This window comes from Streptococcus mitis (assembly GCF_001281025.1).
In the GTDB taxonomy this organism is placed as follows: domain Bacteria; phylum Bacillota; class Bacilli; order Lactobacillales; family Streptococcaceae; genus Streptococcus; species Streptococcus mitis_AK.
The window spans coordinates 1,241,145-1,267,674 of sequence record NZ_CP012646.1 but is presented as its reverse complement, the minus strand read 5'-3'; the positions used below and the strand labels follow the sequence as shown (position 1 = coordinate 1,267,674).

General features: G+C 39.7%; 20 protein-coding genes and 1 pseudogene. 2 read left to right on the top strand and 19 right to left on the bottom strand.

Going from position 1 to position 26,530, the window contains the following annotated elements:
• Positions 1-17: 17 nt before the first annotated feature.
• A complete protein-coding gene (locus RN80_RS06180) occupies positions 18-857 on the bottom strand; it encodes a DegV family protein (RefSeq protein WP_060628263.1) in 840 nt (279 codons plus the stop codon).
• Between the two features lie 140 nt (positions 858-997).
• Here RN80_RS06180 and RN80_RS06175 point away from each other — a divergent pair, with 140 nt between their 5' ends.
• Positions 998-1,846 carry a YitT family protein gene (locus tag RN80_RS06175; protein WP_060628261.1) on the top strand — a complete coding sequence of 283 codons (849 nt, stop codon included), beginning with the start codon at positions 998-1,000 and terminating at the stop codon, positions 1,844-1,846.
• Between the two features lie 53 nt (positions 1,847-1,899).
• Here RN80_RS06175 and RN80_RS09740 read toward each other — a convergent pair.
• The 6 genes and pseudogenes from RN80_RS09740 to eno form a co-directional block, all read right to left on the bottom strand.
• Positions 1,900-2,181, bottom strand: a pseudogene (locus RN80_RS09740) (nucleotidyl transferase family protein); the annotation flags it as partial.
• 290 nt (positions 2,182-2,471) lie between these two features.
• Positions 2,472-3,332, bottom strand: coding sequence for a methionyl aminopeptidase (locus RN80_RS06170; protein ID WP_000631543.1), 861 nt, complete (start codon positions 3,330-3,332; stop codon positions 2,472-2,474).
• A gap of 15 nt (positions 3,333-3,347) precedes the next feature.
• Positions 3,348-4,625, bottom strand: a complete 1,278-nt coding sequence (gene spxR / locus RN80_RS06165; protein ID WP_004254268.1) for a CBS-HotDog domain-containing transcription factor SpxR — start codon at positions 4,623-4,625, stop codon at positions 3,348-3,350.
• Positions 4,618-5,169: a GNAT family N-acetyltransferase gene (locus RN80_RS06160; RefSeq protein WP_060628259.1), complete on the bottom strand. Its 552-nt coding sequence runs from the start codon at positions 5,167-5,169 to the stop codon at positions 4,618-4,620. Before RN80_RS06160 ends, spxR begins: the two co-directional genes overlap by 8 nt.
• 15 nt (positions 5,170-5,184) lie before the next feature.
• Positions 5,185-6,444, bottom strand: coding sequence for a UDP-N-acetylglucosamine 1-carboxyvinyltransferase (locus RN80_RS06155; protein WP_060628257.1), 1,260 nt, complete (start codon positions 6,442-6,444; stop codon positions 5,185-5,187).
• 267 nt (positions 6,445-6,711) lie between these two features.
• Entirely contained in the window at positions 6,712-8,016 is a 1,305-nt protein-coding gene (gene eno / locus RN80_RS06150) for a surface-displayed alpha-enolase (protein ID WP_000022813.1), read from the bottom strand.
• A gap of 163 nt (positions 8,017-8,179) precedes the next feature.
• On the opposite strand from eno, the gene RN80_RS06145 reads away from it, so the two are divergent.
• Positions 8,180-8,626 (top strand): DUF1694 domain-containing protein, encoded by a 447-nt coding sequence (locus tag RN80_RS06145; protein WP_060628252.1) that lies wholly within the window; start codon positions 8,180-8,182, stop codon positions 8,624-8,626.
• On the opposite strand, the gene RN80_RS06140 is transcribed toward RN80_RS06145, so the two are convergent.
• The 12 genes from RN80_RS06140 to abc-f all read right to left on the bottom strand — a co-directional run bounded on the left by RN80_RS06140 (position 8,623) and on the right by abc-f (position 26,477).
• Complete coding sequence (locus tag RN80_RS06140; RefSeq protein WP_060628250.1) at positions 8,623-9,738, bottom strand: glycerate kinase; 1,116 nt, start codon at positions 9,736-9,738, stop codon at positions 8,623-8,625. The genes RN80_RS06145 and RN80_RS06140 overlap by 4 nt on opposite strands.
• An 8-nt stretch (positions 9,739-9,746) precedes the next feature.
• The gene (gene serB, locus RN80_RS06135) at positions 9,747-10,391 is read right to left on the bottom strand and encodes a phosphoserine phosphatase SerB (protein ID WP_060628249.1); all 645 of its coding nucleotides are present in this window, start codon (positions 10,389-10,391) and stop codon (positions 9,747-9,749) included.
• Between the two features lie 58 nt (positions 10,392-10,449).
• Positions 10,450-11,883 carry a glycogen synthase GlgA gene (glgA, locus tag RN80_RS06130; protein WP_060628247.1) on the bottom strand — a complete coding sequence of 478 codons (1,434 nt, stop codon included), beginning with the start codon at positions 11,881-11,883 and terminating at the stop codon, positions 10,450-10,452.
• Positions 11,880-13,019, bottom strand: a complete 1,140-nt coding sequence (gene glgD, locus RN80_RS06125) for a glucose-1-phosphate adenylyltransferase subunit GlgD (protein ID WP_060628245.1) — start codon at positions 13,017-13,019, stop codon at positions 11,880-11,882. The genes glgA and glgD overlap by 4 nt, the downstream gene beginning before the upstream one ends.
• Positions 13,009-14,151, bottom strand: a complete 1,143-nt coding sequence (locus RN80_RS06120; protein ID WP_049491443.1) for a glucose-1-phosphate adenylyltransferase — start codon at positions 14,149-14,151, stop codon at positions 13,009-13,011. The genes glgD and RN80_RS06120 overlap by 11 nt, the downstream gene beginning before the upstream one ends.
• Positions 14,141-16,069 (bottom strand): 1,4-alpha-glucan branching protein GlgB, encoded by a 1,929-nt coding sequence (gene glgB, locus RN80_RS06115; RefSeq protein ID WP_060628242.1) that lies wholly within the window; start codon positions 16,067-16,069, stop codon positions 14,141-14,143. The genes RN80_RS06120 and glgB overlap by 11 nt, the downstream gene beginning before the upstream one ends.
• A gap of 272 nt (positions 16,070-16,341) precedes the next feature.
• A complete protein-coding gene (locus RN80_RS06110) occupies positions 16,342-17,766 on the bottom strand; it encodes an NADP-dependent glyceraldehyde-3-phosphate dehydrogenase (RefSeq protein ID WP_000199367.1) in 1,425 nt (474 codons plus the stop codon).
• 195 nt (positions 17,767-17,961) lie between these two features.
• Entirely contained in the window at positions 17,962-20,247 is a 2,286-nt protein-coding gene (gene pulA / locus RN80_RS06105) for a type I pullulanase (protein ID WP_060628240.1), read from the bottom strand.
• A gap of 153 nt (positions 20,248-20,400) precedes the next feature.
• Positions 20,401-22,359, bottom strand: a complete 1,959-nt coding sequence (gene ligA / locus RN80_RS06100) for an NAD-dependent DNA ligase LigA (protein ID WP_060628239.1) — start codon at positions 22,357-22,359, stop codon at positions 20,401-20,403.
• A 92-nt stretch (positions 22,360-22,451) separates the two neighbouring features.
• Positions 22,452-23,630 carry an MFS transporter gene (locus tag RN80_RS06095; protein WP_060628237.1) on the bottom strand — a complete coding sequence of 393 codons (1,179 nt, stop codon included), beginning with the start codon at positions 23,628-23,630 and terminating at the stop codon, positions 22,452-22,454.
• Between the two features lie 79 nt (positions 23,631-23,709).
• Positions 23,710-24,573 carry an Rgg family transcriptional regulator gene (locus tag RN80_RS06090; protein ID WP_060628235.1) on the bottom strand — a complete coding sequence of 288 codons (864 nt, stop codon included), beginning with the start codon at positions 24,571-24,573 and terminating at the stop codon, positions 23,710-23,712.
• A gap of 2 nt (positions 24,574-24,575) precedes the next feature.
• Complete coding sequence (gene abc-f / locus RN80_RS06085) at positions 24,576-26,477, bottom strand: ribosomal protection-like ABC-F family protein (RefSeq protein WP_060628233.1); 1,902 nt, start codon at positions 26,475-26,477, stop codon at positions 24,576-24,578.
• Positions 26,478-26,530: the final 53 nt, after the last annotated feature.

Here is a 26,530-nt window from a genome sequence, read left to right as displayed (position 1 = left end):
CCATTTTATTTATTTTTTTAAGAGTAGTAACGTACTAAAATAGCCCAAGCGTTCTCACCCGTGTGAGTTTGAATAATAGAGCCCGTTTCCAAAACTGAAATTGGCTTTTCAACATAAGCTTGTAAGCTTTCTTTCATCTCTTTGGCCCAATCAGCACTGCCAGAATATGAAATTCCAATCTCTGCTACAGAACGTTCAGAGAGCGACGTTATCAACTCATCTAACCATTTTTTAAAAGTTTTAGCTCCACGACCTTTAACGATTGGCTGCAATTCATGGTCTTTCATCTGCATGACAACACGTATATTGAGAAGGGAGCTCAACAATCCAGTTACACGGCCAATTCGTCCACCTTTGACAAGATTTTCCAAAGTAGAAACACCAATATAGAGTTCTGTGTGGTTTTTTACCTCTTCTATGCGAGTTAAAATTTCCTCCATATCTTTGCCTTCTTGTGCTAACTTCGCAGCCTCAACAACTTGGAATTTCAGGGCTTGGTCAGTGAAGGAACTATCAATAACTGTCACATCGGCAGTAGATAAGCTAGCACCTTGACGTGCCGCTTCTACAGTACCAGAAAGGGCATGAGACATATGAATAGCAAGAATCTGGCTACCATCCTTGCATAGTTCTTCAAAAACTTCAGCAAAGACACCTACAGGTGGCTGACTTGTTTTCGGAAGATTCTTACTTTCTTGCATCAACTGAAGAAATTTACCTTCTTCTTTCAAATCCGCATCAGAATAAACAACATTATCAATCATTACAGATAACGGAACAACAGTGATATCTAATTGTTTTACTAGTTCAGGTTCAATAGTAACAGATGAATCGGTTACAATTTTAATTTTTGTCATAGTATCAATCTTTCTATTTTAGGATTCAGATTGGTTTTCTTACTTTTAATTATATCAAAAAAAGATTAAAAATCCTAATGGAGTCAATCAAATTTTTCTTAAAAATTTGATATAATCTACTTATAAGAAAAGAGGTCCCTATGATTAAAAAAATTTATCCCATTTTAACCATCTTACTAGGTGCTGCTATTTATGCTTTTGGGCTAACTTATTTTGTAGTTCCCCATCATCTCTTTGAAGGAGGGGCGACGGGTATTACCCTCATCACCTTTTATCTTTTTAAAATCCCTGTTTCTCTCATGAACCTGCTGATTAATATTCCCCTTTTCCTCCTAGCTTGGAAGATTTTTGGAGCAAAATCTCTCTATTCTAGTTTACTAGGAACCTTAGCTTTGTCCGCCTGGTTGGCTGTTTTTGAGCGTATTCCCCTTCATATTGATCTGCAAGGTGATTTACTAATCACTGCCCTTATAGCTGGAATTCTATTGGGAATTGGTCTTGGAATTATCTTTAATGCTGGAGGTACAACTGGTGGTACTGATATTCTAGCTCGTATTCTCAATAAATACACTCATATATCCATGGGAAAACTGCTCTTTATCTTAGATTTTTGTATTCTCATGCTCATTCTCCTAATCTTCAAGGACTTGAGATTGGTTTCTTACACGCTATTATTTGATTTTATCGTTTCTCGTGTCATTGATTTGATTGGTGAAGGAGGATATGCCGGCAAAGGATTTATGATTATCACAAAACGTCCTGACCAACTTGCTAAGGCGATTAATGATGACCTAGGAAGAGGTGTTACTTTCATCTCAGGTCAAGGTTATTATAGTCGAGAAGATTTAAAAATCATTTACTGTATTGTCGGAAGAAATGAGATTGTGAAAATGAAGGAAATGATTCATCGAATCGATCCTCAAGCCTTTATAACCATTACAGAAGCCCACGAAATCCTTGGAGAAGGATTTACCTTTGAAAAAGAATAAAAAGAGGTAATGTACTGAATTGATTTCTTTTAGAATCTACAATAATAACGTGAAACAATGATAATTTCTCCATCAAAGTAATCCTTTAAATCTTCTGTCGTGAGAGTATCGAATTGACTACTAAAATCAAGAAGATATAATTCCTCTACACCCTCTCGGTTTTACTTTCTTTCACGTTCAGTAGAGTTCAAAATATGTAAAAACAATTCTGAATGATAAGGCTCTAAAGCAATCTTTAAAGATTCATTAAACCTCATAACCACGATAGGCAATAAATCCTTCATCGCAGCCTTGTTGGCAACACGAAATAATTCTTTATCAGATAGTTTGCCAATATCTTTGTGGTTTTTATAGAAATAGTAGTAATTATAAAATAATTATTTCATAATGATATCTATTTCTGTAACAGAAAATCTGAAACATATTTTTTACCTGAAGTGTAACATTGTAGAAAATTCATTTTTTGAAATGATAATAATGTACAAGATATTGAGGTAAGAATTTTAAAGCCAGAAAAACGCATTATATCAGGCACTTAAAAACTTGATACAATGCGTTTATTTAATATGAAAAGATCTACTGGATTATTTTCAAAATCAACTTCCAGCAGCCTTTTCACTTTTTATTAATAAGTTCCTTCTTCACCTTGACTAGTCAAGATAACAGGTCCATCTTTCGTAATGACAAATTGGTGTTCATATTGGCATGACAGTCCACCGTCAATGGTTTTATGCGCCCAACCGGTCTTCATATCTGTATCGATTTCCCAGTCACCTGTATTGATCATCGGTTCAATAGTCAAGACCATTCCTTCACGGAGACGAAGCCCACGACCAGCAATACCATAGTTTGGAACCATTGGTTCTTCGTGCATGGTTGGGCCAACACCATGACCAACCAAATCACGCACTACACCGTAACCACGACTTTCAGCGTATTCTTGAATCGCTGCTCCAATATCACCGATACGGTTTCCAACAACAGCTTGCTCAATCCCCTTGTACATAGCTTCTTTAGTTACATCCATCAAGTTTTTCACTTCTTCGGACGGTGTACCAACAGCATAAGCCCAACATGAGTCTGCAAGACCACCAGAATAGCTCTGAGTGTATTTTTTCATTTGTTCCACATTGTTGAAGTTTAATTTTGAGACATTCAGGTCGGATTTAGCAATTGGGCCTCCCAAAACCATATCAACTTTGAGCAAATCACCATCTTTCAAGATATAGTGACGAGGGAAAGCATGAGCCACTTCATCATTAAGAGAGCAACAAGTAGCATAAGGATAGTCCATCATGGCACCGTCAACTCCAATCTGAAGCGGAAGGAAATTTTCTTCCTTACAACGACGGCGAACATACTCTTCAACTTCCCACATATCTACGCCAGGCTTAATCAAATCACGCAAGCCGATATGAATACTTGCTAGAAAATCACCTGCCTTATCCATAGCTTCGATTTCACGAGCTGATTTTAATGTTATCATTTTTTCTCCTAGTTTCTAATTAATTTTAACGGTTACATTTGCTTTTGAAACAATCTGATGACCATGATAAATATCGTAATCAATAATAGCTGACCGTCTCGTATGATGGATAATGCGTGCTTGAATGCGCAATATATCATCTATCTGAACAGCCTGCAAAAAGTAGATTAGCATCTGCTCAATAATAAGATTGCGACCACTATTCACAACTAAATCTTGAGTCATGTGGGTCAGAATTTCTGCCAATACACCATTAGCCAAAACACCGTTCTTCTCTAGCATAAAGGGTTCCACTGTAATCACTACTTCATCATGGTGATAAGAAAGTTTTTGACCAATCTGCTCAGAAAAAGTAGGTAGAGCAGAAACTTGGGAACGACTCATCTTCTCCATGACATCTCGTCTGGTTACAACCCCAAGCAAGGTTTGATTATTTCGAACAACCGGTACCATTTCAAAGTCTTCAGCAATCATCCGTTGACTCACATTGGCAATATTTGTCGATAATCCAACCAAAAATAGACTACGAGACATGACTTTATCAATTGTGGTACTTGGTGACTTATCTCCCGCATCTCTCATAGTAACAACCCCAACAACAACCTGATGTTGATTGATAACAGGGAAACGGCTGCTACGATTCTTACGCACCAAGTCCAAATAATCTTTAACAGTGTCGGTCTCTCTCAGAAAACCATACTCATGACTCGGACGGTAAAGTTTCTCAACTGTCAGAATATCAGTCTTGATTTGGACATTTGACAAGGCTTTATTGATCATGGTCGCGACAGTGAAAGTGTCATGCTTGCTTCTTAAAACTGGAATTCCTTTTTGATTGGCCAGTTTAAGTACATCATCATGAACATGAAATCCTCCTGTCACAAGAACAGCATTTTCATTTTCAAGTGCTAACAGTTGGATACGGGTACGGTCTCCGACAATCAAGAGTCCCCCATCATGAAGGTAGGACAGGATATTTTGTTCAGTCATGGCACCGATAGAGAACTTACTAAATTCTCTATCTAAACCTTCTTGACCAGACAGAACCTCAGAAGAAGTCACTTCAGCAATTTCAGCAAAAGTTAATCTCTCTATAGCAACTTTCTGAGATTTAACACGGATAGTACCACTTCTTGGGCGAGTCTCTACAATTCCACGATTTTCAGCTTCTTTAATAGCCCGATAAGCCGTTCCATCACTGACTCCCAGATGATTGGAAATGCTACGAACACTGACCCTTTTACCGACAGGTAATTCCTCCAAATAGCTTAGAATTTCCTGATGCTTACTCATTGAATTCTCCTTTTACATACCGAAATTCAAGATAATCCCGCATTTTTCTTGTGTAGCGATCACTTCCCTTAAACTGACGAATCAAACGGAATCCAGACTTAAGAGCAACTCTTTGGCTAGCTTCATTTTCAAGGTGGGTAATAATGGATAATTGTTTTAAGCCTAATTCCTCAAAAGAAAGCTGACAAATTTTTCTAACAACCTCTGTCATAAATCCTTGCGACCAAGCATCTTTTCTCAAAAAATAGCCAAGCTCAGCTTCTTTTTTGATTTCATCTAACTTCTCAAATTTAATAGAACCAATCATTTGTTGATTTTTCTGGTCACAAATTGCCCACACTCCCAAAGGGGACTTCATAAAGTAATTCGCTAATGCATATTGACTTTCTTCCAGACTTGCCTGAGTTGGGAAAATAAATTGAAGATTTTCTGGATTTGAAGCTATCTCGTGGAAGTCCTGACTATCACTAAAAAAGAAAGGACGCAAATACAAGCGATCCGTTTCAAAAAAAGAAAACATTGCTAATTTGGTCCAAATATTCATAAACACCTCTACGGTTTATTCTTCAACAAGTGTAATATCCGCTCCTAGATTACGTAATTTTTCAATAATATCTGAATATCCACGTAAAATGAACTCAATGTTTGTAATTTCAGTTTTGCCTTCAGCCATTAAACCAGCAATGACAAGTGCGGCCCCAGCTCTAAGGTCAGTTGCTTTTACATTTGCACCACGTAAACTACGTCCACCGGTATATAAAATGTAGTTGTTTGTAGTCGTAATATCTGCATCCATCTTTGCTAGTTCAAAAACATGGTTTACTCGTTTTTCATAAATGGTATCAATAATGGTACCACGCCCCTCTGCTGTTAACAAGAGAGGAGTAATTGGTTGTTGCAAGTCAGTAGCAAAACCAGGATAAGGAGCTGTCTTAATATTGATTGCTTTCAAATTAGACTGTTCTTCGACAAAAATACTGTCTTCAGATACAGTCATTCTCACTCCCATTTCTTCCAACTTAGCGATGAACCCTTCTAAGTGTTCATAAAGAACATTATTAATACGAATTCCCTTACCAACTGCAGCAGCTAAGGAAATGTATGTTCCCGCTTCAATACGGTCTGGAATCACCTGATGACGGGTTCCGTGTAATCTTTCAACACCATCAATAATGATAATATTAGTTCCTGCCCCACGGATATGGGCACCCATATTATTCAAGAGAGTTGCAACATCAATAATCTCAGGCTCACGGGCTGCATTTTCAATAATAGTACGCCCATTTGCTTTAACCGCAGCAATCATCGTATTAATCGTCGCACCGACACTAACCGTATCCATGTAAATACTTGCACCATGAAGTCCCACATATTTAGCAGATAACTTCATGTTATCTCCCTCGTAGCTAACAGTAGCTCCCATTGCTTCAAAAGCCTTAAGGTGTAAGTCAATAGGACGTGGTCCCAAATCGCATCCTCCAGGTAAACCAACTGTAGCTTCACCAAAGCGACCTAAAAGACTTCCATAAAAATAATAAGATGCACGAAGACTATTGATTTTCCCATAAGGCATTGGAATATTTTGAACACCTCGTGGATCAATCTCTAACACATCGTCATAACGCTTAACGGTAGCACCCATTAACTCCATGATTTCGACAAGACTAGCAACATCGGAAATATCTGGAACACAATCCAAAGTCACCACATCATCAGCCAAAATAATAGCTGGAATTAAGGCCACAACGCTATTTTTAGCACCGCTAATAGTGATTTCACCTTGCAAGGGCAATCCACCATTGATAACAATTTTTCTCATTCTAAATTTTTTATGCTCTTTCAAAATTTCTAAAAAGGTCCTACATTAAAGTATATCATAAATCCACCCTTTTTTCCATCATTTTCAATTATATTAGCAGAATCGTATTCATTGGTAACTAAGTTTCTTAAAAAATTTGCCACCTTTTTGTTCACTGAACATAAAAATAGCCCTTCGGATAAAATCCGAGGGGCTAGAAACGTTGTTAAATCAACGGCCGAACTTTTGAATTTCATGGTTCGGGATAAAATAGTTCACTGGACTATTTTATTTTTTAAGGTTGTAGAATGATTTCAATCCACGGTATTCAGCTACTTCACCAAGTTGGTCTTCAATGCGAAGCAATTGGTTGTATTTAGCGATACGGTCTGTACGTGAAAGTGAACCAGTCTTGATTTGTCCTGCGTTAGTTGCAACTGCGATGTCAGCGATTGTTGAATCTTCAGTTTCACCTGAACGGTGTGATACAACGGCAGTGTAACCAGCTTCTTTAGCCATTTCGATAGCTTCAAAAGTTTCAGTAAGTGTACCGATTTGGTTAACTTTGATAAGGATTGAGTTAGCAGCACCTTCTTGGATACCACGTGCAAGGTAGTCAGTGTTTGTTACGAAGAAGTCGTCACCAACAAGTTGTACTTTCTTACCAAGACGTTCAGTAAGAGCTTTCCATCCATCCCAGTCGTTTTCATCCATACCATCTTCGATAGTGATGATTGGGTATTTGTTAACCAATTCTTCAAGGTAGTCGATTTGTTCTGCAGATGTACGAACAGCAGCGCCTTCACCTTCAAATTTAGTGTAGTCGTAAACTTTACGTTCTTTATCGTAGAATTCTGATGAAGCACAGTCAAATCCGATAAATACGTCTTTACCTGGAACATATCCAGCAGCTTCGATCGCAGCAAGGATAGTTTCAACACCGTCTTCAGTTCCTTCGAAACGAGGAGCGAATCCACCTTCGTCACCTACGGCAGTTTCCAAACCACGTGATTTAAGGATTTTCTTAAGAGCGTGGAAGATTTCAGCACCGTAACGAAGAGCTTCTTTGAATGTTGGCGCACCAACTGGCAAGATCATGAACTCTTGGAAAGCGATTGGAGCGTCAGAGTGAGAACCACCGTTGATGATGTTCATCATTGGAGTTGGAAGAACTTTAGTGTTGAATCCACCAAGGTAGCTGTAAAGTGGGATTTCAAGGTAATCAGCAGCAGCACGAGCTACAGCGATAGACACACCAAGGATTGCGTTTGCACCCAATTTACCTTTGTTAGGAGTACCGTCAAGTGCGATCATAGCACGGTCGATAGCTTGTTGGTCACGTACATCGTAGCCGATGATAGCTTCAGCAATGATGTTGTTTACATTGTCAACAGCTTTTTGTGTACCAAGACCACCGTAACGAGATTTGTCACCGTCGCGAAGTTCAACTGCTTCGTGTTCACCAGTAGAAGCTCCTGATGGAACCATACCACGTCCGAAAGCACCTGATTCAGTGTAAACTTCTACTTCAAGTGTTGGGTTACCGCGTGAGTCTAGGACTTCGCGAGCGTAAACATCAGTAATAATTGACATTTTTTACTCTCCTTATGAGTTAAATTTTTTACACCTCTATAATACCTTAAAAGCCCTCCTTTTTCAAGAAAAAACGTTATCTTTGTGCAAATTTTCCTTAACTTTATAAAGTAATCGCTTTCTTTTATCTGTTTTATTCTAACTTTTATGATATACTGTTTTCATGACAGATTTATCAAAACAATTACTTGAAAAAGCTCATGGTGGGCCAAAATTAAATCCAGATGAGCAAAGACGCTATCTTGGCACTTTTGAGGAAAGAGTTCTTGGATATGCAGATATTGACACAGCAAATAGTCCTCAGCTAGAAAAAGGCTTTTTATCTATTTTAGAAAACCTACAGGAAAAAGCAGAGCCACTATTTGTGAAAATCTCACCAACTATCGAATTTGACAAGCAAGTTTTCTACTTAAAAGAAGCTAAAGAAACTGATAGTCAAGCTACCATTGTATCTGAAGAGCATACTTCTTCTCCTTTTGGCCTGATTATCCATAGCAATGCACCAGTACAAGTAGAAGAAAAGAACCTTCGACTTGCTTTTGCAAAACTTTGGGAAGTTAAAAAGGAAGAACCAGCCAAAACATCCATCTGGAAGAAATGGTTTGGCTAAATCTTGCGCATAGTTAATAAATGCCCTATATTGGCAGCCGTGTGCTCCAAATAGAGACTGGCATTTTTCAAACTATCTTCTAGAGGTTCACTTTTCTCCAAAATTGAAAAAACCGCTTGGATATTCTCAAATGGTAGGGAAGGTAAATCTTCAGCAAGACTACCACAAATAGCAATGACAGGAACTTCGACAGGGGTTCTTTTTGCAACACCAATAGGCGCTTTACCTGATAAGCTTTGAAGATCTAGCCTCCCTTCTCCTACAACAACCAAATCAGCATCTGAAACTTTCTTATCAAAGTTGATTAGGTTCAAGCAGGTATCAATTCCCGACACGATATTTGCCTGAGCAAAGGCACACAAACCGCCAGCAATGCCTCCACCAGCTCCTGCTCCTTTTATTTCCAATATTGCAGGTGAGTTTTTTTCATAAAAATCTTGGATTGCTTGATCTACGGCATCAAACATAGTAGGATCTAGGCCTTTTTGCTTGCCAAACGTGTAGGTCGCACCTTGAGGACCACATAAGGGACACACGACATCTGCTAAAATACGAATTTGCACATCTTCAGGAATTTCATAGCGATTTTCTGTTGAAACTGAAGCTAATTTTAGTAAGGATTGACCGCATGCAGGCAAGACATTTCCATCCCTATCATAAAAACGATAACTTAAACCAGCAGCAATCCCCAGTCCTCCATCATTACTAGCCGTACCACCAACGCCAATATAGATTTCTTTAATCTCTTGACTAATGAGGTTGCGAATCAATTCTCCAATACCACAAGTTTGGATTTTCAGTGGATCTCGTTTCTCTAGCGGAATTTTTTCAAGGCCAACCAAATCAGCCACTTCAAATAGTGCCAGTCCCCCTTTTTGAAAATAGCGCATGGCTTCTTTTTGTCCAAAAGGGCCTGTCACTTGGATCCATTTTTCTTCTAGGTCAAGAGAATGTCGAATAGCATCAACAGTACCTTCTCCCCCATCACCAACAGGGCAGAGGAGACATTCTACATCTGCTATCGATTGTTGGAAGCCTCTTTTTATTGCTTCAGCTACCTCTTCAGCGGTCAAGCTTTCCTTAAACGAATCTGGTGCAATTACAATCTTCATATTTTCCCTCATTCTAAACAGTCAATCAAAGGAAGAACTTCTAAAAAATCCCTCTTGTCAACATGATTCGGTATTTCTTTTTTGAGCACTTCTTTGCCACAAAAGGCGATTCCAAGCCCCGCCGACTTCAACATCAATAAATCATTGGCCCCGTCACCGATTGCAATCGTTCTTTCTTGAGGAAGTTTTAGTTTCTCTCTCCATTTTTCCAGAGTCTCTTTTTTTACCTGGGGACTGATAATTTCTCCCATCAATTTTCCAGTTAAAAGACCATCTTTGACTTCAAGTTTGTTGGCAGAGAAATAGGAAATGCCGAGGGATTTTGCTAATCTATCAACTATTGGAGTAAAACCACCGGACACCAGACCAACTTGGATGCCATTCTTTTGGAGAATATAGATAAATTTCTGTGCATTTGGCGATAGATGAATAGACTTGAAGACTTTATCAAAGACCGAAATAGGAAGGCCTTCCAACAAGGAAACTCTGTCTCGTAAACTCGTTTCAAAATTCAACTCTCCTCGCATTGCCTGACTTGTAAGCTGCGCAATTTCCGCCTCACGACCTGCCTCTCTTCCCAACAAATCAATCACTTCTTCTAGGATTAAGGTGCCGTCAACATCCATGACACACAAGCCTTTTACTTGGGACATCAGTTCTCCTCTCTAAACAGCCTAAAAATCGTATGAAGTCATCATACGATTTTATCTATTAATTAACTAAACTATGGTACAAGTCAAGGTATGACCTGCAGGCTGTATCCCATGAGAAATCACACTCCATAGCTTGTTTTTGTAAGTTTCTCCAAACGTCAGGATGGTTTCTGTACAAGTCCAATGCAGTTTGGAAAGTCCAATTTAACCAATAAGGAGATAGATTGTCAAAGCTAAAGCCAGTACCGCTTCCTTCAATTGGATTGAAAGCGCGAACGGTATCTCGCAAGCCACCAACTTCATGGACTAATGGCAAGGTTCCGTAACACATAGCCATCATCTGAGACAAGCCACACGGTTCGAAACGACTCGGCATGAGGAAGAGGTCACAAGCAGCGTAGATTTCTTGAGCAAGTTTGACATCAAAAGTAATATTTGCTGATAACTTGTCAGGATAAATCTGAGCAAACCATGAGAAAGCTCCTTCAAAGGCTGGATCACCAGTTCCCAAAAGAACAATCTGAACATCATTTTGCAAGATATGATGCAGACTTTCCACCACCACATCAAAACCTTTTTGGCGTGTCAAACGAGAAACAATTCCCACCAGTGGAACGTCAGCTCTAACTGGCAAGCCAACTCTCTCTTGCAATTTTGCCTTATTTTGGGCTTTTCCAGACAAATCTTCCTGATTGAAATGATAATCTAAAAGAGCATCCGTCTGAGGATTATACAGGTCAGCATCAATCCCGTTCACGATACCAGATACCTTGCCAGACTCCATTCGAAGAATCTGATCCAAGTTACATCCGAACTGACTGGTCATAATTTCATGGGCATAGCTAGGTGAAACGGTTGAGACACGATCTGCATAAAGAATACCAGCTTTCATCCAGTTCAGACAGTTGTTCCAGCGAAGGGTACCATCAGCATAACGCTCAAAGCCAACTCCAAACAAATCCCATAACATTCCTTCTGAAAATTGTCCTTGGAATTCCAAATTATGAATGGTTAAAACAGTTTTAATTCCTTGATAGGCTTGAATCCAACGGTATTTTTCCTTCAACAAGAAAGGAATCATGGCTGTATGGTAATCATGAACATGGAGAAGGTCAGGAATAAAGTCAATCCTTTCCATAGCCTCAATGGCAGCCAGTTGGAAGAAAGCGAAACGTTCCCCATCGTCAAAATCACCGTAAACATGACCACGGAAGAAATAATATTGGTTGTCAATAAAGTAGAAGGTCACACCGTTTAAGACGGTTTTTTTAATCCCACAGTACTGTCTGCGCCAACCAACACTCACCTCAAATTGAAGAACATCTTCAATCTGATTTCCAAATTTAGCCTCTACCATGTCATAGTAGGGTAAAATTACTGCAACTTCATGTCCCGCTTTTACCAGTGATTTAGGAAGAGCGCCAATGACGTCTCCCAAACCACCTGTTTTTGAAAAGGGCGCACCCTCAGCTGCTACAAATAAAATTTTCATGAATGAATATCCTCTGTTACTTTGCTACCTTTCTTAACGACGACTGGATGTTCTGCAGTTCCACGGATCACAACTCCGTCCGCAACTTCAACACCCTTATCCAAGATAGCATATTCTACCTGAGCTCCTTCTCTAATAACAACACGAGGGAATAAGATGCTATCTTTAACTAAGCTATCCTTATGGACATGAATATTACGTGATAGAACAGAATTAGCCACTTCCCCCTCAATGATACTACCAGAAGCAAACTGAGACGTGCTTACCTTCGATGTGTTAGCATAGTAGGTCGGTTCTTCATTCTTAACCTTTGTATAAATTTTTTGGTTTGGAGTAAAGAGAGAGTAGAATTTTTGAGATTCAAGCATATCTTTATTAGCTTGGTAATAAGACTCTACAGAATGAATATTTGCTAGATAACCTGTGTACTCGTAGGCAAAAGCCCCTTCTTTAGCAGCTAAATCCCGTAATACATAGCGCAACTTCTCTGGATGTTCTTTCTTAGCTTCTTCTTCTAAGCGTTCAATCAACCAAGGTGTATCGACGACAAAGATATCTGTGGACATATTGTAAACTTCATCTGTTGACTTGCTATCAAAGAGTTTATGAGAACGAACATGGTCTGTTTCATCCACTTCCAAAATTGCGTTTACTTCTGAAATGTCTTTCTTAGCTAGTTTTTTATAAACTACAGTGATAGGCCCTTTTGTTGTACTATGTAGATGGAAAACTTGGTTCAGATCAATATTAATCAAAACATCACAGTTAAGTGACACTGTTTGGTTTGAGCCAGAACGTTTCAAATAAGTAAGAAGCTGCTGGTAGTATTCTTTTCCAACGGTACTACTTTCCACACGGGTATTGTAAATACCAAGATAGTAGTGGCTAAGAAGAGTTGATAAGCCCCACTCACGCCCAGAACGGATATGGTCAAAGACTGAACTGATATTGTCTTGTTGGAAAATACCAAAAATACTACGGACCCCAGCATTAGCAAGACTTGAAAGCGGGAAGTCAATCAAACGATATTTACCACCAAATGGCAAACTAGCTACTGGACGGTGATCTGTCAGTGTTGACATATCATGAAAACCAACTGTGTTTCCTAAAATGGCAGAATATTTATCAATCTTCATCTGTTGCTACCCCCACTACTTCATCATATCCTACAACTTGTACTTCTTCTGTTCCATCAATTTCGACACCATCAGAAATAACTGCACCTTCACCAATAATGGCACGTTTGATTTTAGCTCCCTGACCAACAATTGCACCACTCATGATAACTGAATCTACTACTTCTGCCCCTTCGCGAACTTGCGCACCTGTTGAGAGGATAGAATGTTTAACAGTTCCATCTACGAAACAGCCATCGACAACCAAGGAATCTTCCACATGAGCATTTGCCCCAAGGAAGTTTGGTGGTGAAATTAAGTTTCTTGAGTAAATCTTCCATTGACGGTTACGGCTATCCAAGGCATTTTCTGGTGAAATATATTCCATGTTAGCTTCCCAAAGTGACTCAATAGTACCAACATCTTTCCAGTAGCCATTAAACTCATATGCATAGACACTTTCACCTGACTCAAGGTAATTTGGAATGACATTCTTACCGAAGTCTGACATATCGACATTGCTCTTTTCAGCAGTAACAAGCATATTGCGCAGACGTTGCCAATCAAAAATGTAAATTCCCATAGAAGCTTTTGTAGATTTAGGTTGAGCTGGTTTTTCTTCAAATTCAACAATGCGGTTATTGGCATCTGTGTTCATAATACCAAAACGACTAGCTTCTTTAAGAGGGACGTCTAAAACCGCTACTGTCAAGCTGGCATTATTATCTTTGTGAGACTGAAGCATATCATCATAGTCCATTTTGTAGATATGGTCCCCAGAGAGAATCAAGACATACTCAGGATTGACACTGTCGATATAATCAATATTTTGGTAAATAGCGTGGCTAGTCCCCTCAAACCAACGATTTCCTTCACTTGCAGAATAAGGTTGAAGAATAGAGACACCAGAATTGATACCGTCTAGTCCCCAGCTTGAACCATTACCAATATGGTTGTTGAGAGCAAGTGGTTGGTACTGGGTAATGACTCCAACATTGTTGATGCCTGAGTTGGCACAGTTTGAAAGAGCAAAGTCAATGATACGGTAGCGCCCACCAAATTGCACAGCTGGTTTTGCGATGCTTTGAGTGAGTTTACCGAGACGAGTTCCTTGCCCACCAGCAAGAATCAAAGCTAACATTTCATTCTTCATTTTCTACTCCTTTTTGGTTTTTACTTGTGACGGTTTTAGTAGGTTTCAATCGACGTTTGATTTTCCAAACACTTGCTCCCATAGCCGGTAGGGTAAATGTTAAAGTGTGCTCATAATCTTTCCATAGTCCTTCTTGCGTTTGAACAGTTTGATTATGTTCTTTCCACACGCCTCCCCACTCTTCTAACTCAGTATTCCAGACTTCTTCATAAATCCCTGCGACAGGCAATCCGATTGTAAAATCTTTTCGTTCAACAGGTGCCATATTAAAGATACAGACTAACATATCATCCTTCTTACCCTTACGGATGAAGGAAAGAACACTCTGGTCTCGATTATCCGCATCAATGATTTCAATGCCATCATAGCTAGTATCAATTTCCCACAGACAGCGGTGGTCTTTGTAAAACTGGTTTAGCTGAGAAGTGAAATACTTCATCTTAGCATTCATTGGATCTTCTAGGTTTGACCATTCCAACTGTTCTTCAGATTTCCATTCTAGGAATTGCCCATATTCACTACCCATGAAAAGCAATTTTTTGCCTGGGTGACAAATTTGGTAAGTGTAGAGATTGCGCAAGCCTGCAAATTGATTGTAGCGATCTCCCCACATCTTGTGCATCATACTCTTCTTGCCATGAACCACTTCATCGTGCGAGAATGGTAGGAGATAGTTTTCCTTGAAGACATACATAAAGCTGAAAGTCACCAGATTAAAGTCATATTTACGGTAAATCGGATCTTCTTCGTAGAATCGGAGGATATCATTCATCCAGCCCATATTCCACTTGTAGTCAAATCCTAGACCATCTGAATCCTTAGTGTCAGTAATCTGAGTAGCTGATGAACTTTCTTCTGCAATCATCATCACATCTGGATGAACTAGTTTAATCACATCATTCAAGCGTTGAAGGAAATAATATCCCTCATAGTTGAGATTCCCACCATCTTTATTAGGTGTCCATGGAGCATCATCGTAGTCTAAATAGAGTATATTGCTGACAGCATCCACACGAATACCATCTAGATGGTAAAAGTCAATCCAAAACTTAATACTAGAAATCAAGAAGGACTGGACTTCATTTTTTCCAAGGTCAAAATTGAGAGCGCCCCAACCATAGTTATGAGCCTTATTATGGTCTTGGTACTCAAAAGTCGGTGTCCCGTCATAATAAGCTAAGGCATCATCATTAATGGTGAAATGACCAGGTACCCAGTCCACAATAACCCCAATATTGTTTAAGTGACATTCCTCAACAAAATCTTGAAACTCTTCAGGACGACCATAGGCATGCTCTAGAGCAAAGTAACCCATAAGCTGATAGCCCCAACTCAAACCGAGAGGGTGAGACATCAGGGGCATAAACTCAATGTGAGTATAATTCATCTCAACCAAGTAAGGAATGAGTTCATCTTTCAATTGAGCAAAACTATAGGGGCTGCCATCAGGATTTCTCTTCCAAGAGCCAGCATGAGCCTCGTAAATATTAACAGGACGCTCTTCAAAGCTCAAGCGTTTTCTACGAGCTAGCCAGAGACCATCCTTCCATTTCTTTTCTGGAATATCTGTTAAAATAGCCCCAGTACCAGGTCGTGCCTCATATCGAACAGCCAAAGGGTCAATCTTCATCAGCTGATGACCATTTGCACGCGTGATATGGTACTTATAAATTTGGCCTTCTTGAGCAAGACTGGTAAAGACTTCCCAGACTCCAAATTCATTCCGTTCCATCAAAATTTGATTTTCAACCCAATTGGTGAAATCCCCTACCAAGTGAACAGCCTGAGCATTAGGCGCCCACACGCGAAAAGTATAGCCATACTCTCCATTTTTTTCTTCCCTATGAGCTCCCAGATAGTGCTGGAGGTGAAAATTTTCACCTGTCATAAAGGTTTTTAAAGCATTATTCTTATCCATACACCCTCCTATTTCTGTAAGCGTTTTCTATAGATTTATTATACTACCTTTTTAGGGAAGATTCAAGTAAATTACGGAATTTGCAAAAAAATCTTTTGAAAGTCTTCAACAAATTCACTGATGTGTTCACTTGTAAATCAAGAAATTTTCAGAAACGCTTTGAAAACGAATTGTTTTTTTATAATACTATCATAAAGTTCGTTATTTAGCTAACAAAAATATAATTTTAAGTAAAAAAATAAATCAGGAAACGAATCTCCTGATTTTACATTTCATTTCACATCAAAAACAATGGATTTGACATTTGTCATCGCTTCAATACTATATTTAATTCCTTGCACTCCAGCGCCAGAACCTTTGACACCAAGGAATGGGAAATTATCTGGACCACGCTGGGTTTTATTATTTATATGAACTGTACCCACTTCAAGTTTTTCAGCAATTTCAAATGCTTTTTTGAAATCATTTGTAAAGACTGAGGATTGAAGGCCGAATTCAGATTCGTTGGCAAAGGCAATGGCTTCCTCTACACTAGCCACACGGATAATTGGTAAAACAGGACCAAATGGCTCTTCCCATGCCACTTTCATATCTTTTGTAACTTGGTCAAAAAGCACTGGCCATAGAAGATTGCCTTCGCGTTTGATTGGTGTAAGAGCCTGAGCACCTTTTTCTTGTGCATCATCAATCAAGCCCCAAATAAAGTCTGCTGAAGCATTGTCGATAACTGGTGTGATATCAGCATTGTCGAATGGATCGCCAACTGTTAATTTAGTAACCTCTGCTTGAAGCAAAGCAGCTAGTGTATCTGCTACACTTTCGATAACAATAACACGTTTAATGGCTGTGCAACGTTGACCTGAATAGCTAAAGGCACCCGCAACAATTTGCTTGGCAGCATGTTCCAAATCTGCATCTTCTAGTACTAAGGCTGCATCTTTCCCACCAAGCTCCAACATGATTGGACGCATACCAGCTAAACGACCAATACGTTCTCCGATAGGAGTTGAACCTGTAAAGTTGATGAAGTTGACTTCTTTGTGTTCAATGATATAATCCCCAATTTCTGAACCACGACCCGTAATGGTATTGAAAACACCAGCCGGAATCCCTGCTTCTTCAAACGCTTTAGCCAACAAGAGCCCAGAAATAGAACCTTGTGTTGGTGGCTTAAACATGACTACATTCCCTGCAATCAAGGCAGGTGCAATTTTAGAAGCAGATAAATTAACTGGATAATTAAAGGGAGCGATAGCCAGCACGACACCAACTGGCTCGCGACGAACAACGGCCAATTTATTTTTACTTGCTGCTTCAAAACCGCCACCTTCCATTGCTTGTCCAGTGATACGGAGACCTTCCTCAGCAGCATAGCGAATCAAGTCTGCGGTACGCACCACTTCTCCAATAGCTGCTTTAATTCCCTTTGCCACTTCTTTGGCAAGTATAGTACCAATTTCTTCCTTATCACGTTCTAAAATAGCTGCTGTTTTGTGCAAATAAGCCGCACGTTCAACTGCTGATAAAGCTCGCCAAGCTGGCAGGGCTGCACGCGCAGCTTTCATAGCCTCATCTACTTCTGCCTGAGTCATAGCTGGAACAGTCCCTAATTCTTCTTGGTTTATTGGTGAATAAATCGTAATTTCTTTTTCAGCTGATTTCCATTTTCCATTTACTAAATTCTGATATCTTGTCAAATTCTCGTCCTCCTGAAAATGATTAAGATATATTTTACCAAATTTTCAGAAAATTACAACCCTTTTTGCAATTTTTTTGAGATTATTTTCACAAGCTTGGTTTTTCAAACTATTTGAAACTTGATTCTAATCTTCATTGAAAACTTATAAATGATAAAAAGGATTAGACAATCTAACCCTTTTTAGTTTATGCATTTAAGAGAGTACTTTTAGCACTGCGACACTAGTATCATCAATGACATTTTCTTGTTTCGAACGACTATTGGTCACAAGCATTTCTAGATTTCCTGCATTTTCAAAGTATAAGGAAGTTCCCTTGGCATTGAATACTACCAATAGATGTTCTGGCCCCCCGTGAATCTCGTAAACAATCCATCCGCTATTTTCTGCAGCTGTGTGAACAAAGACATGACGGTAAACTTCTTCGTATGTAGGATAAGAAAAGGCGCTAGTCTGTGTTTTCAGTCGAATAATTTGACGGACAAAGTCAATGCTTTCTTGTCTTTCATTGATTAAATCCCAGTTTATTTGGTTAACACTGTCAGGAGCGTTGTAACTATTCATAGCACGTTCTCGGTCTGCCGAAGTGAGTTGTCCATGTTCACCCGTCGGAATTAATTTGGTTCGACCAAATTCTTGGCCAATTTCCATAAAGGACATTCCTTGCATGAGAAGGTTCATTACTGTCGCCGTCTCAACCTTGCACATAATCTGGTCTGAACTTTGATCAGGATGAAGAGTCGCCAACAAATCATGAAGATTGTAATTGTCATGGGCTTCAACATAGTTGAGAACCTGGTTTGGACTGAGATAAGAACCCAATTCTCGGCTACCAAGAATGGCCTTGGCAATGATTGGTTCAGTGGCTGCACCACTTACAAATCCTGACTTGATTGCACCATAAACTTCTCCTCCTTTGACCGCATCACGCTGATTATCATTGAAGAATCCGATATTTGGCATTTGGTAGGCATTATCCTTCTTGGCCTTATCATAAGTTGCAAGACCTGTTCCCATATCCCAGCCTTCTCCATAAGTGATAATACGGGGATCAACCTCATCTAGCGCCCAACGAATCGCTTGCATGGTTTTGACATCATGAATACCCATCAAGTCAAAACGGAAGCCGTCAATATTGTATTCCTGTACCCAGTATAGAAGAGAATCAATCATGTACTTGCGGAACATTTCGTGTTCACTGGCTGTTTCATTTCCAACACCTGTTCCATTCTGGAAGGTACCGTCTGGATTCATACGATAGTAGTAATCAGGGACAGTTGTTTGGAAAGGTGCATCAACCGTTGAAAAGGTGTGATTATAAACCACGTCCATAATGACACCAATCCCCGCATCGTGATAGGCTTGAACCATGGTCTTCAAATCACGAATGACCTGCCCTGGATCATCTGGATTACTAGAAAAACTTGGTTCTGGTGCATTGTAGTTTTGAGGGTCATAACCCCAGTTATAGGTTACATTTCCATCCTCATCGTATTCCTTATGGCGATCAAAGATAGGCTGGAGTTGAACATAGTTGCAGCCAAGTTCTTTGATATAGTCAAAGGCGGTTGCTTGTCCGAATTGGTTTACAGTTCCAGTCTGGGCAGCACCAAGGAAGGTTCCACGGAGATGCTCTGCAACTCCAGAGGTCGGAGATTTGGTTAAATCTCGGATATGCATTTCACAGATAACTGCTTTACATGGATTTTCCAAACGCCAAGGCGCTTCTGTTCCATGTTTGACCACAAATCCTTCTACTTGTCTGTCTTGATGAGAAAGAATTACGGAACGTTTGCCGTCAGGACTTGTGGCAATCGTGTAAGGATCTCTCGTCACAGTCTGGTGGTGAGGAAAGTCAATCTGATACTGATAAGCCTTGCCAGCAAGATTTTCATCTAAGTCTAGACTCCAAACACCAATGGTATTGTACTTATGACTGTATGAATAGCTATTACCACGCTCTAGATTAAAGGTTTTCCAAATCGGAGCGTCGTTGCTGGTATTTTCGTAGACAACCACCTGTACAGCAGTAGCCGTAGGAGCCCAAAGTTTAAAGCTAGTCTGATAATCTGAAAGACTGTAACCTAGTTCTCCTTGGTAGCCCCAGTGGTGATCAAAACTAGCGCTATGTATTGCTCTATCAAAAGCAAATGGATTTTGATCTTTGTAGTAAGGACTAGCAATGGCTGGGTTTTCAGAATAATAAACAGTCTCGTCGCCCTCTAAAATCCAAACTTCTGTCAGAAGCGGATAGTAGTTATAACGCACGGAATATTCCTTAACTGTCCCATCAATCTCGACAGAAAACTTCAGGTTTTCTAACTTTTCTTGACTTGTAACTGTGAAGGAGAACTTTGCTCCAAAAAAGTTATTTTCATAATACAATTTTTCAACATTGTCCGCCTGTTTTCTACTAAATGAACAGGCTGCATAATCCCCGTTTTTTCGATGAAAATGGATGACTACAGGGTAATTTAACATTTCTTTTCCTAATTTCTAATTTTAATTTAATTTTTTATGTGGTGCTGATAGATTCAGCAATTTAATTTCTGACTCAAGATAGACTCAATTCATGTCAAAACACTTCAGGATAGACAGTTTCAGACTATCTAACATCTAGCCTTCTACTATTCTTTACAAACTTTCGAGCCAAGCTTCATCTCGAACTTCAATACCAAGTTCTTGTGCTTTTTGAAGTTTACTTCCAGCATCTGCACCTGCCACGACGAGGTCGGTCTTTTTAGAAACACTGCCAGTCACTTTAGCACCCAAACTTTCGAGTTTATTTTTAGCTTCTGAGCGCTTGAGCCGTTCCAATTTTCCAGTCAATACAACGGTCAAACCTGACAAGGCCGCATCTGCCACTACCGTCTGTCCTTTATAGTCCAGATTGACCCCAGCTTCTTTCAATTCTTTGAGGAGAATTTCAGAGCCTTCTGTCGCAAAATATGTCTGAAGACTCTTGGCAATCACACTACCCAGACTTTCAATACTAGCCACTTCATCTGAATCTGCCTGAGCCAGATTTTCAATCGAGTGGAAATGTTGAAGTAACAGCTGACTGGCCTTGCTTCCGACATGACGAATGCCCAAACCAAACAAGAGCTTTTCAGCAGAATTTTCCTTAGATGCTTGGATGGCCTGATACAGTTTAGCAGCAGACTTTTCCTTAACCCCCTCTAAAAGGAGGAAATCTTCTTCTTTCAAACGGTAAATATCCGCCACATCCTTGACTAAATTAGCAGCGAAAAGCTTCTCAACAATAGATGGACCAAGTCCTGTAATATTCATAGTATCTCGAGAAGCAAAGTGAATCAAACCTTCCATAATTTGGGCAGGGCAACGTGGATTGATACAACGGAGAGCCACCTCATCTTCAAAATGAAGCAAGTGACTGTCACAACTTGGGCAATGTGATGGAATATCTAGTTTTTCTTCAGAAAGACGTTTAGACTCTACCACACGCAAAACAGCAGGGATGATGTCACCAGCCTTATAAACGATAACCGTATCGTCTTTGCGGATATCTTTTTCAGCAATATAATCCACATTGTGCAGGGTCGCACGGCTAACAGTCGTACCAGCTAGTTGTACTGGTGTGAGATTTGCAGTTGGCGTGACAACTCCAGTACGACCTACTGTCCAATCAACTGATAAGAGTTTAGCTTCTTTTTCTTCAGCTGGGAACTTGTAGGCCACTGCCCACTTTGGAGCCTTAACGGTAAAACCAAGTTCTTCTTGACTTGCTAGGTCGTTTACCTTGATTACCACTCCATCGATATCATAAGGCAGGTTTTCCCGTTCCTGTCCTACTTTTTGAATAAAATCCCAGATTTCATCTATATTTTCAGCCAAGATTCGCTTTGGATTGACCACAAAACCTAGTTGTTCAAGGTGCTTCAAAACCTTTTCTTGACTATCACGAGTTGAAGGGCTGGCTTCTTGATAGAGGAAAGTCGCAAGATTGCGCTTGGCAACTACTGCTGTATCCAACTGTCGCAGGGTGCCTGCTGCCGCATTACGAGGATTGGCAAATTCAGGCTCTCCATTTTCTTGGCGAGCTTGGTTAACCTGGTCAAAAGAAGCGCGTGGCATGTAACATTCCCCACGAACTGTGATATCTAGTTCTTCTGGCAAGGTCAAAGGAATGTCCTTAACACGCTTAAGATTTTCTGTTATATTCTCCCCAACAGAACCGTCTCCACGTGTTGCACCAACAACTAAAATCCCCTTTTCATAAGTCAGCGAGATAGACAAACCATCGATTTTCAGCTCACAAATATAGGTCGGATGAGCCACTTCCTTACGAACACGCGCATCAAAAGCTTCAAGCTCCTCACGTGAAAAAGCATCCTGCAAACTATAAAGAGGATACTGATGACTGTATTTTTCAAAACCATCTAAAACCTTGCCACCAACACGATGGGTAGGACTGTCTGCTAGCACTTGATCTGGATAGGCAGTTTCTAACTCGACCAACTCTCGGTAAAGGCGATCATACTCACTGTCTGAAACCGAGGGATTATCGCTGGTATAGTACTCAGTCGCATAGCGATTGAGCAAGGCGACCAACTCATTCATTCTTTTATTCATAAAACTATTTTACCATAAATTAAGCCCTTCTCACAAACGAGAAGGGCGAAAAAAACACTTAGATTGGAATTATTTTTGAAGTCCAAGCAAACTTATGTCTCTTTTTCAAAATGAGTTCGAACATATCCGAGAGCTAAGAAAGATAAGGCTACAACTCCAAGTCCAATAATCAAGAAAGAATAAAGATGGACACTTGGAAGAAAGGTCATCAAACCTTTCGCAATCGGCATAAAGAGAATTGCCAGTGTAAAAATGGTACTCAATACCCTACCCAGATATTCTCCATCAATCTTGGTCTGTACCTGTGTAAAGAAGTGAATATTAAAAATCGTCATAAAGAGTTCACAAATCAGGTTTCCAGAAAAGGTTAAAATATTGGGCAGTGGCAAACCCATCATGAAAACTCCTACTCCTGTTAAAATCAATAAGAACAAAAGTGTATTCATACTTGATTTAAATTTATTTGCTATCAGTGCTCCTATAATTGAGCCAATCGCACCCATGGTTAAGATAGTCGCATAAGCTCCTTCTACTCCATATAGTTTATTTGAAAAAGGAAGCAAAAACTCAAAAGCCGCAAAAAAGAAATTAACGCTGGAAGCCACTAACAGGAGAAAGAAAATCTCTTTTTGATGCCAGATATAGTGCAAGCCATCTTTGATATCTGCAAAAATATCTTTACCAGTAAAAAGTTTCTTATCTTGAACCATTGGTTCTTCTTTTGGAAGTAAGGCCACTAGAACAAATGCTATAAAAAAAGTCAAAGCATCTAGTAAGAGCGTCAGATGGAGACTTGAGAATTGTAAAACAAGAAAAGAAAGTACAGGAGAACTCACGCTGACAACCTGCAAGACCAACTCCAAACGAGAATTGTAGAGGACCAGTTCATCCTTCTCTACCAATTCGGTGATAATGGCCTTATTTGCTGGTCTAGAAAAGGCAAAAGCAATAGCCTGAACAATATTGGCAAAAATCAAAGCTCCAATCATCCAGCTGTCATTCCTTATAAAAGAAATAGCCAGACAAAGAATCCCACAAACAAGGTCTGCCGCCATTAAAATCTTACGACGAGAAAAACGGTCTGAAATGACTCCGCCAAAGGGATTTACGAGAATAGATGTGACGAGTTCAGAAATCTGATACATTCCTAAAACAGTCTGGCCTATGGCCCCCATGGAAGCCAACCAGACACTATTTCCATAATCATAGAGCATATTCCCTATCTTGTTAACAGCTCCGCGACTAATCAACTGTACTGCATAGCGATTCATATAAAAACTCCTCTCAAATTTTGAAACTATTGTATCAAAACCGAAAGGAGCTTTTTCATTTTTCCCTTATTTGGGAAAATTAATCTTTGATAAATTTTTTGTAGTGTTCCTGATAGTAGGCTACTTGCTCTGGAAGATCTAGCACGTCAAAAATATGCATGGCCTCTTGCATTTGCTTACAACCTTCTTTACACTGTCCTTTTTGGTACAAGGCAAAGCCTTTTAGGTAATGTAAAATATTTCGTTCATACAGACTAATGTTTTTACCAATAATCTTCTCTGTATAAGTCTCAAAATAGCTTGCATTGTCAAAAGAAAGATGCTCTAAACAATGCTGGTAACAATTGAGGGCCAAAATCAAAACCAATCTCTTATGGCGACCAATCTCTTGATAAAATTCCTCCCTCTCCATGACTTCTCTACCAATCCGAGTGACATAGTCTACATCGTAGAAACTATAGAGGTTACCGAAAAGAATCAACTCATACATGGTCCATTCTTCTGTTTTGAAGAGATAATCTGCTACCTTATCTAAATCATCCTGCTCCATATGATAACTCGAATCTCTTTGACAAATCAGACCTTGCAACAAAATCCAGTTCAGCTCAAAATAGAGTGGATTTGTCGAACTCTTAGCCTTTTCAAGTTGTTCACTTTGAAGCTTTTGAAAACCTGCAATATCATTTGAGTAGTAAAGGGGTACAATTTGTCCCATCATGGCAACATGTTCATGATTATGGAAATCCCTAGCCTTATCCATGAAATTTTCGATTGTTACATGAATGTTATCCAAAATCTCAAAGAAACGTGAGACTGCTAGGTCAGACTCCCCAAGCTCAAAGCGAGATAACTGAGAAGTTGAACAGGACTCCCCTGCCGCCTCCTTTAAAGAATAATTTCCACTTGTCCGAAATTCACGAAATACCTTTCCAAGATGTTCCATCTTTACACCTGCTCTGATAATTCTTCCCACTCAAGCATAGCTTCTTCCTGACGATGACTGATTTTGTCCAGCTCAGCCTGTAATTCCATCAGTTTGTCGGCATCGTTTGTTTCCAACATTTGTTCAGAAATATCTTGGCTTTGACTTTCTAACTCTTCAATTTCAGCTTCTAGACTTTCGATTTGTCGCATGAGTTTGCGAACTTCTTTTTGACTTTCTTTCTGAGCTTGATAGTCATTAACTGAATTTGCTTCTTTTGCTTGATTGTTAGTTGAAGCTTCCTCAGTCTGGCTCATTTCTACTTCTGCTTTCTTCTCAACATAGTAGTCATAATCTCCAAGATAGAGAGTCGAACCATTCTCGGACAATTCCAATACATGAGTTGCTACACGATTGATAAAGTAACGGTCATGGCTGACGAATAGAAGGGTCCCATCAAAGTCAATCAAGGCATTTTCCAACACTTCCTTGCTATCAATATCCAAGTGGTTGGTCGGCTCATCCAGAATCAAGAAGTTGTTGTTTTCCATGGAAAGTTTAGCCAGAAGCAAACGCGCTTTCTCGCCACCTGACAGCATACCAACTGATTTTTTAACATCATCTCCTGAGAAAAGGAAGGCACCTAGACGGTTGCGGATTTCAACTTCTGGTGTCAGTTTAAAATCATTCCAGAGTTCATCCAATACAGTATTACTTGGTGTTAGCTTGCTTTGGGTTTGGTCATAGTAACCAACCTCAACATTAGCGCCAAAGCGCTTCTCACCCTTGATAAAAGGAATCTGATCCACTATAGACTTAATAAAGGTTGACTTGCCGATTCCATTTGGACCAACGATAGCGACAGCATTCATCTTACGAAGGTCTAGGTTGATTGGCTCTGACAGTACTTCCCCATCATAGCCAATAGCCACATTTTCAACAGTCAATACAACATTACCCGACGTTTTTTCAGACTGGAAGGTCATATTGGCTGATTTCTTGCCAGCTTCAGGCTTGTCTAAACGCTCCATTTTTTCCAGTTGTTTACGACGAGATTGGGCACGTTTGGTCGTTGAAGCTCGGACTAGATTGCGATTGACAAAGTCTTCCAGAGCAGCGATTTCCTTTTGTTGCTTTTCATAGTTTTTTGCTTCAGTAGCTAGCTTCTGCTCCTTTAATTCGACAAAACGAGAGTAATTACCCACATAGCGATCCAAGGAATGCTTGGTCAAATCTAGCGTAATTGTCGCAACCTTGTCCAAGAAATAACGGTCGTGGCTGACAATAATGAGGGCACCACTATAGTTTACCAAGTAATTCTCTAGCCAGGCAATGGTTTCAATATCCAAGTGGTTGGTTGGCTCGTCCAAGACCAAGAGATTGGGCTTTTCAAGTAGCATTTTGGCTAGAGCCAAGCGAGTATTTTGACCACCAGAAAGCTCGGCAATTTTCATCTGCCACATAGATTCATCAAACTTGAATCCATTCAAAATCGCTCGAATATCAGCTTCATAGGTAAAGCCACCTGCTTGGCGAAAATTCTCAGATAAGCGATCGTAATCTGACATCAGCTTATTCAAGTCCTCAACAGACTTTTCTCCCATCTCCAACTCCATCTGACGAAGTTGTTTCTCCGTCCGACGCAGGTCATCAAAGACATGAAGCATCTCATCGTAGATGGTATTTTCAGACTCAAAACGGCTATCTTGGGCTAAGTAAGACAGAGAAATATCTTTTTTCTTATTGATTTCTCCACTAGTTGGCTCCTCTTCTCCAACCAAAATCTTCAAAAGAGTAGACTTACCTGCTCCATTTTTCCCAACCAGGGCAATCCGATCTCGTTCATCAACCTGCAGGTTGATATTATCAAAAAGAACCTCTCCTGCAAAAGAACGTTCAATTTTATTAGCTTGTAAAATAATCATACAAGTAGTATAGCATGTTTCCCTAAGGCATTCAAGACTTGATAAACAGGCAT